We start from the raw sequence: 7,290 nt of genomic DNA, 5'->3' as shown, positions 1-7,290 counted from the left end.
GAGTTCAGTGAGCTGATTGTGGGATAGATCAAGCTGCGTCAATTGCGTAAGCTGTCCAATTTCCGCGGGGAGTTTAGTGAGCTGATTGTGGGATAGATCAAGCTGCGTCAATTGCGTAAGCTGTCCAATTTCCGCGGGGAGTTCAGTGAGCTGATTGTGGGATAGATCAAGCTGCGTCAATTGCGTAAGCTGTCCAATTTCCGCGGGGAGTTTAGTGAGCTGATTGTGGGATAGATCAAGCTGCGTCAATTGCGTAAGCTGTCCAGTTTCCGCGGGGAGTTCAGTGAGCTGATTGAGGGATAGATTAAGCTGGGCCAATTGCGTAAATTTTCCAATTTCCTTAGGGAAATTAATTATTTGATTACATCTAAGGTTTAGTTGTTTCAGTTGCACCAGTAGCCCAATTTCTTCAGGCAACTTTGCGATTTGGTTGTAGCTAAGATCAAGCTCGGACAATTGTACAAGTTGTCCTATTTCGGCTGGTAGATAGGTGAGTCGGAGGTTATGACTAAGGTCGAGTTTGGTTAATTGCTCTAAGTGTCCGATTTCCGCTGGAAGTTCAATGAGTTGATTGCAGCTAAGGTCTAGTTGTATCAGTAGCGCCAATAGCCTAATTTCCTCAGGCAACGTTGTAATTTGGTTGTTGCTCAAATCAAGCTCAGTCAATTGTTTTAGTTGCCCAATTTCTACAGGCAGTTCTGTGAGTTTGGTAAAAAATGGCTCATCATAATCATCGTCAATTACTTTGCCATATGGAATATATAACTTAGACAGGGTTTTAAGCTTTTCCCTGTTTCTTGGTAGTCCATAATACATATCAGTGCCACCACAATTATGCCCCCAAAAAAGATCTGGTAGATAATTTTTGTCTGCCCACGCATAAAGGCGGTCGATCCAACTTTCATCTTCAGATTTTACTATAGTTTTCAGAGCTTGGGCCTGTGGTAGTGATAGTCTTTCTGTTGTTTTCGGCGAATTACAGGGTTGCTCTACTGATGTTGAAATAGAAATGGATTTTATTGGTTTAGGAAGGTTTTTATCGCTCATGATAATTCACTCTACTAAGTAGCTGTTCCTAAATATGATCACGGAACGGGGCATAAATATTTAACGTACAGGTTTGGGTTTAGCATTTGCACAGCTTGTTACCCTACTGGTAGGTATAGACCTGCCGTATAAGTCAGGCTCATCAAAAACAATCGCGTGCTTTGACTCAAGACCATCATCTTCGCCTTGAAGATACGTACGAATGTCTTTCAAGAGTAATCGGACGTCTTTAGCGCCATCTTTATTTGCTAACGAATTCGACAAATCTTCAGCTAAGTCTTTGGGGAGCCAGATGTATGCCTGAAAGGAAAGCTTATTTAAAAGGTTATAATCAAGAAAACCTTCTTTTCTTATCCACTCAGCTAGAAGCTCGGAGACAATTTCGCCTTTGAGCCTGATTTCCTTTTGGCTTTCGAGTTCAAGTATCTTTAAGTCATATTCATGTTTTATCGACGCCTTTATTCGCTCCAAAAGCCACTTCCGACAGAAAATGCGATCCCACCAACAACAGCGACAGTTGAAACAGACCCGATTATGCTTGATAAAAATGGGGAGAATTCTTCCACTATGCTTCCTTGTGTTTTGGTTAGGCCTAATCTCTATAGACACTCTGTAGCATTACCAAAATTTGGTCAAGATTGGTATGTCAGTGCGAGCCTAACGTCACACTGATAGCACAAATTGGGGGCCGCGAACTACCTGATTCGGGGTTGGCTCAACTAAGGGGAAAATACTTCTGAATTGTATGCTTTAGTTTATTGCTTTAGCAGATTAGCTACTTGCCTGTGCATTAAGACAATTCCATTGCGTTGGTGTGTGATTTTCCTAGTCGTTTTATCAACAAAAACTTGTGTTATAGGGGTTGTAAGCGGGAAGCCGCCAAAATTTTGCGGCTTCCCGCTTACAACCCCGGATTGCAGTTCTACCGCAACAGGGCATGGTTAATTCCCGCTGCTTGTACTCAATCTTTAAGGCTGCCCACTCTTCTTTGGCAAGGTCAAATGACTGAATAGGTTCACTATCAATAAGCGCCTTGAGAGGCATAGTTAGTTTTCCTCAGAATGACGTACTGAGCCGCTCAGGGGCACTAAAACTCACACTAAGAGTTTTTGCGAATCTTTGATTACTTTATAAACGGTTGAGCGGGCAATATTGAGCTGACGAGCAATTTCTGTTGCTCCGGAGCCTTTATAATAAAGAGCCAACACGGTGTTCCTGTCCACTGAACGTTTGCGCCCAAATTGGATCCCCTTTAGTTTTGCTTCCTGCCTACCTTCATTTGTACGTTCTAGAATTCGCAGACGTTCAGCCTGAGCTACAGCAGACAGGATGGTGACAACCATTTTTCCCATAGTACCTTCGGTGCTGATCCCGTCATCCAGAAACCGAATAGACACACCCATTGCGTCAAATTCCTTAATGAGCTGGATCATGTCAGCCGTATCGCGTCCTAGCCGGTCAAGTTTCTTAACAAGAATAACATCGCCTTCCTCTACCTTGAGCCTCAGCATCTGGAGACCTTCGCGGTCTACATGACTACCAGATTCCTTGTCGGTAAATATCCGGTTGCCCAGAACCCCTTCGGCCTTGAGAGCCTTCATCTGGGCATCAAGAGACTGTTGGCTGGTTGATACCCTAGCATAACCAAAAAGTCGCATAAAATGTACCTTAAATCGAATATCAGACAGCGTGTGTCTATTATGCCAAATTAACGAATTAATAGACACTCAAACGTAACCGTTTTACGATGTCCGATAATTTATAACATTTCGGACGGTTGCAAAAATGTTACTAAATGCCCGTCAGGCAGGGAGGCCGATATGCCCGTTGACTTTCTGACCACTGAGCACACTGAAAGCTATGGCAGATTCACCGGTGAACCGGATGAGCTTCAGCTGGCACGATATTTTCATCTTGATGAAGCAGACAAGGAATTTATCGGAAAAAGCAGAGGTGATCACAACCGTCTGGGCATTGCCCTGCAAATTGGATGTGTCCGTTTTCTGGGCACCTTCCTCACCGATATGAATCATATTCCTTCCGGCGTCCGGCATTTTACCGCCAGACAGCTCGGGATTCGTGATATCACCGTTCTTGCAGAATACGGTCAGAGGGAAAATACCCGCCGTGAGCATGCAGCGCTGATACGTCAGCACTATCAGTATCGTGAATTTGCCTGGCCCTGGACATTTCGCCTTACCCGTCTTTTATCGGCCGGGTTTGAGATAGGTGTGATCCGAAGTTGCATATATAGACGTTGTATCACTATTAATTGATCGAGAGTTGCATATTTAGGGGCTGATTCTTAGATTTTGATCACAAGTTGTATATAAGAGTTGCGGCTGCGTTGAGCTAATGGATCAGTAATTGCCTATAGCCTAGCCATGGAACAGAGAAACTGATCAGGAGTTGTATATAGCCTAGCAATGGAACAGGAAACTGATCAGGAGTTGCATATAGCCTAGCAATGGAACAGGGAAACTGATCAGGAGTTGCATATAGCCTAGCAATGGAACAGGGAAACTGATCAGGAGTTGCATATAGCCGAACATGAGGGCGCTTCTCGACAAGGTATGGCGTTTTATGGAAACCGTTTCGCCATTTCCTGGCAACGGACATGGCACCGCGACAATGTAGCGCTATTCGGATCAGCTATTTAGGGATTGATAATAATATTACTGAGCGAGATATTCGGCCGTTTACCACTGGTAGAAAAAACTGGCTATTCTCAAAGTCAATTAATGGTGCCCAAGCAAGCGCCACACTCTATAGTATTGTGATGACGTGTCGTGCCAATGACATCAATCCTTATTACTACTTTGTGCATTTATTTAAAACGTTGCCGAATCGAGATGAGGGTGATGATGATTTTACCGACCTAATGCCGTGGAATGTGCAGCTAGACTTCGATTATAGCTAAGCGCACTGCTTAAATGCGCGCTTACCGTGATAATAACGCTACACCCGTTATTCCACGTAAGGGCAACAGTTTAGTAGGCAATGAAGATATTGACTGGTGCATGTACAAATATCGGCACTTGGTTGAGAATGCATTTGGCCGTATTAAGCAATATAGAGGGATAGCCACGCGGTATGAAAAGCTTGAACGAAATTATCATTCAATGCTCGCTTTAGCATTTACTATGATGTGGCTACCAATGTGGGCTGATTGATATATGTACTACAAAGATCAACAGCCCCTAGTATTTTCTTAATTAATGAATGTCCATTTCATAGCCAATCTCTTTGAGTGCTACATTACATGCAGGGCCGGATTATACATTGTTAAATTGGTTAACAAACCTATCCAGTCGAACGAATTTCATTCGATTATGGATGATTTATATCAATCAATAATCTCGCATTAAGTCGACTTAAGAACAAAATAGCTAAATGTTAACAGAATTTACAAAGCATAATCTCACCCTGACATTACATGGGGTTTATTACTCATTGAAACACTAAACACCTGAAATACTTTGACGTACTAAACCTAAAAAAGCGCCTTTATCCAAGGCGCTTTTAAGTTTTAGATTATTCAGTAAAGCAGATTAATCAACTATATAAGAAACGTTAAATGCTTCACTTGTCACTTCATCCTCAAATGTATAAGTTAGTGTAATCGGAAGCACAGCACCGCCCAAACCGACAGTGTATCTATAACCAAATGAACTATTATTCTCAACCACGTCATTTAAAGATTGTGATACTTTAACGCTATTTTTATCTACTACATCAAAATGTATAGCTGACAATTTAACGCCCGTTCTATTCGTTACGCTCAAAGCGATTTGAGAACCTCGTTGTACAACACCATTTATAACAGAAAGTGATGAAGATACTGAACGACTAAATTTGGTAGCCATTTCGCTGATCTCTTTTACTCGAATCTCATAGGATGCTGCAGGGTAATTCGTGTCCGTTGGCGTGAACGTAATTGATACTGTGCCGCCAGTTAATGCTGTTAGTTCCCCTTCTAAACCCTGATCATTTGATACAGTAGCAACACTGCGATTATCAACAGCCCACGCTCCAAAACTTGTTAGGTTCTTACTCGTACCATCGCTCATTGCGGCAATAGCTTGCAAAAGAGTCTTTCTGCCTTTATAAAGCTCCGTCACTTGCGATGAAACAGTAATCGATTCTACAACAGCTGGACCAACGGTGATTGCAACAGTGTCACTCAAACCATTAAAGTTAAAGTTTATCTGGGTATAACCTTCAGCAATAGGTGTAACTATCCCTTCACTACTTACTGTAGCAATATTTTCATCGCTAGAAAGCCACGTGCCTTCTGTTGAAACATCAACTATTGATGAATCTGAATAAGTAGCACTTGCTGTAACATTAATCTGCTGGCCAAGAGCAACAGATTCTGAGCTAGAATTAATTGCGATTGAATCAAGAACAGCTTTTGTAACAGTAATATGAGAAGTTGATTTAATACCATTTAGTGAAGCGGTAATAGCGACATCAATACCACCATCACCAATGCTAATATTATCGTTTACTAATGCAGTGAGTTCACCCTTAATTACATTGCTAACAACAACGAGGTTGCTCACTCCACTTACCCATGTAACATCATTTGTAACATCTGAGCGTGTACTATCTGTATATATTCCAACAGCATTTGCTTTAGTTTTTCTGCCAATAGGCAAACGGTCACTATTAAAACTAATTTCGATAGCATTAAGAGCTGCAGCCGTTACGGTCACTTCAATTGAATCTTCAAAGCCGTCAAACGAAGCTGAAACTAACGCTTTACCTACGCCCTTACTTGTAATGATTCCGTCACTGCTGACAGTTAAAACTTGCTCATCTGAAGTCGAGTAAGTAGGGGCGATATTAACTGTACTATCATTGGATAACTGTGCAAAAGTTGATGCTTTAGTCGTTAATCCCAGAGGTATAACTTGTTCTAGTACCTCTACTTTAATCGAGTTGATTACAGCATCTGTTACTGTCAGCTTTGCTGTACTTTCAAAACCATCTAACGTTGCTGTTATATTAGCTTCACCCATTTGATGTGCATTTATAATGTAATTATCAATTGAGGCAACATAAGTATTATCAGAGCTTAATTTAAAACGCTTTTCGTTTGTTACATCAGTAATTGAATTGTCAGAAAAAACCTTTTTAACAGTATAGTTAGTTTTTAGTCCCGCAGGTGTATTGTTTGAAACGAGGTTAAGCTGAAGCCCTTCTAAAACTGCATCTGTTACTTCTATTGATACATTTTCTTCAAAGCCTTTATAGACGACATGTATCGAGGTTGTCCCTATATTTAAAGTCGACACTAAACCTTGGTCATTGACTGTCACAATATCGCTATTCGCGACACTAATTATAGCTTCATCCGTAACATGCTCTGTAGTACCGTTATTAAATAACGCGCTAACGACTAATGCTGTCTGCTGGCCAAGCGGCACTGTTGACATTTCTAAATCGACACTCACTGCTGACGCTTCTTTTGCTTCAATAGTCAGAAATTTTTGTGCTTCTAGCCCTTCAAAATCAGCAGTTACTGATACTTCACCTGGTTTTAAAAGCTCTAAAAAGCCAGTATTAGAGATTTTAGCTAGGTTATCGTTGGAAGAAGTCCAGTTAATTTCACCCTTTACATTATAATACTTATTGTCTGATTTTTTATGCCATAAACTGGCTTGGTAGTTTGTACCTTCTATGAAGGTATCGCTAGTAGGCGTTAGCCGTAACTCAGAATCTATAATGGCATACGAAACGTTGATTGTTTGACTACTTTTAATACCATCATAAGAGACATTAATCATAGCCTGTCCTTCACTTATGGCAGAAATCAAACCACTCTCAGAAACACTGACAACCTCAGAGTTAGATGATGTGAAAGTAAGGCCACTTTCCAAACTTTCTTCTGAGTTATCAGAAAAAATGGCGGTTACTTTTATTTGTGTTGATTGTTCGTAATCTAAGATTAACTCGGGAATAGAAAGCTCTAATTGAGTTATAGAGACGACTTCTTGTGTATTCTCATCATTACTACTTCCACAAGCAGATATGAATATGAGTATAAATAGATAAATAGACCATTTTTTAAAAGCTAAAAACATTTTTACATCCTCTGTACTGAAGAATCCCAGGGCCGGATTATACATTGTTAAATTGGTTAACAAACCTATCCAGTCGAACGAATTTCATTCGATTATGGATGATTTATATCAATCAATAATCTCGCATTAAGTCGACTTAAGAACAAAATAGCCA

4 protein-coding genes and 3 pseudogenes are annotated in these 7,290 nt (G+C 40.8%); 3 read left to right on the top strand and 4 right to left on the bottom strand.

All coding sequences use genetic code 11. The annotated features are described in order from the left end of the window. The 3 genes from K5Q99_RS20850 to K5Q99_RS20840 all read right to left on the bottom strand — a co-directional run. Window positions 1–1,047, bottom strand: a 1,047-nt coding sequence (locus tag K5Q99_RS20850; RefSeq protein ID WP_220778013.1) for a leucine-rich repeat domain-containing protein, incomplete at its 3' end; no start/stop codon positions are given. A gap of 60 nt (window positions 1,048–1,107) precedes the next feature. Then, the gene (locus K5Q99_RS20845) at window positions 1,108–1,518 is read right to left on the bottom strand and encodes a hypothetical protein (protein ID WP_220778012.1); all 411 of its coding nucleotides are present in this window, start codon (window positions 1,516–1,518) and stop codon (window positions 1,108–1,110) included. 623 nt (window positions 1,519–2,141) lie between these two features. Next, a complete protein-coding gene (locus K5Q99_RS20840) occupies window positions 2,142–2,705 on the bottom strand; it encodes a recombinase family protein (protein ID WP_220778011.1) in 564 nt (187 codons plus the stop codon). Window positions 2,706–2,867: 162 nt separating this feature from the next. On the opposite strand from K5Q99_RS20840, the pseudogene K5Q99_RS20835 reads away from it, so the two are divergent. The 3 pseudogenes from K5Q99_RS20835 to K5Q99_RS20825 all read left to right on the top strand — a co-directional run. Continuing rightward, a pseudogene (locus K5Q99_RS20835) lies at window positions 2,868–3,257 on the top strand (DUF4158 domain-containing protein); the annotation flags it as partial. Window positions 3,258–3,703: 446 nt separating this feature from the next. Continuing rightward, window positions 3,704–3,967: pseudogene (locus K5Q99_RS20830) on the top strand (transposase domain-containing protein); the annotation flags it as partial. A 46-nt stretch (window positions 3,968–4,013) separates the two neighbouring features. Beyond that, window positions 4,014–4,220 (top strand): annotated as a pseudogene (locus tag K5Q99_RS20825) (transposase); the annotation flags it as partial. Window positions 4,221–4,598: 378 nt separating this feature from the next. Here K5Q99_RS20825 and K5Q99_RS20820 read toward each other — a convergent pair. Further along, window positions 4,599–7,136 carry an Ig-like domain-containing protein gene (locus tag K5Q99_RS20820; RefSeq protein ID WP_220778010.1) on the bottom strand — a complete coding sequence of 846 codons (2,538 nt, stop codon included), beginning with the start codon at window positions 7,134–7,136 and terminating at the stop codon, window positions 4,599–4,601. Between the last annotated feature and the right edge of the window lie 154 nt (window positions 7,137–7,290).

The sequence above is a fragment of the Shewanella hafniensis genome (genome assembly GCF_019655335.1).
Taxonomy (GTDB): domain Bacteria; phylum Pseudomonadota; class Gammaproteobacteria; order Enterobacterales; family Shewanellaceae; genus Shewanella; species Shewanella hafniensis.
The sequence above is the reverse complement of the archived record's forward strand: the minus strand, read 5'-3'. Positions and strand labels throughout refer to the sequence as shown.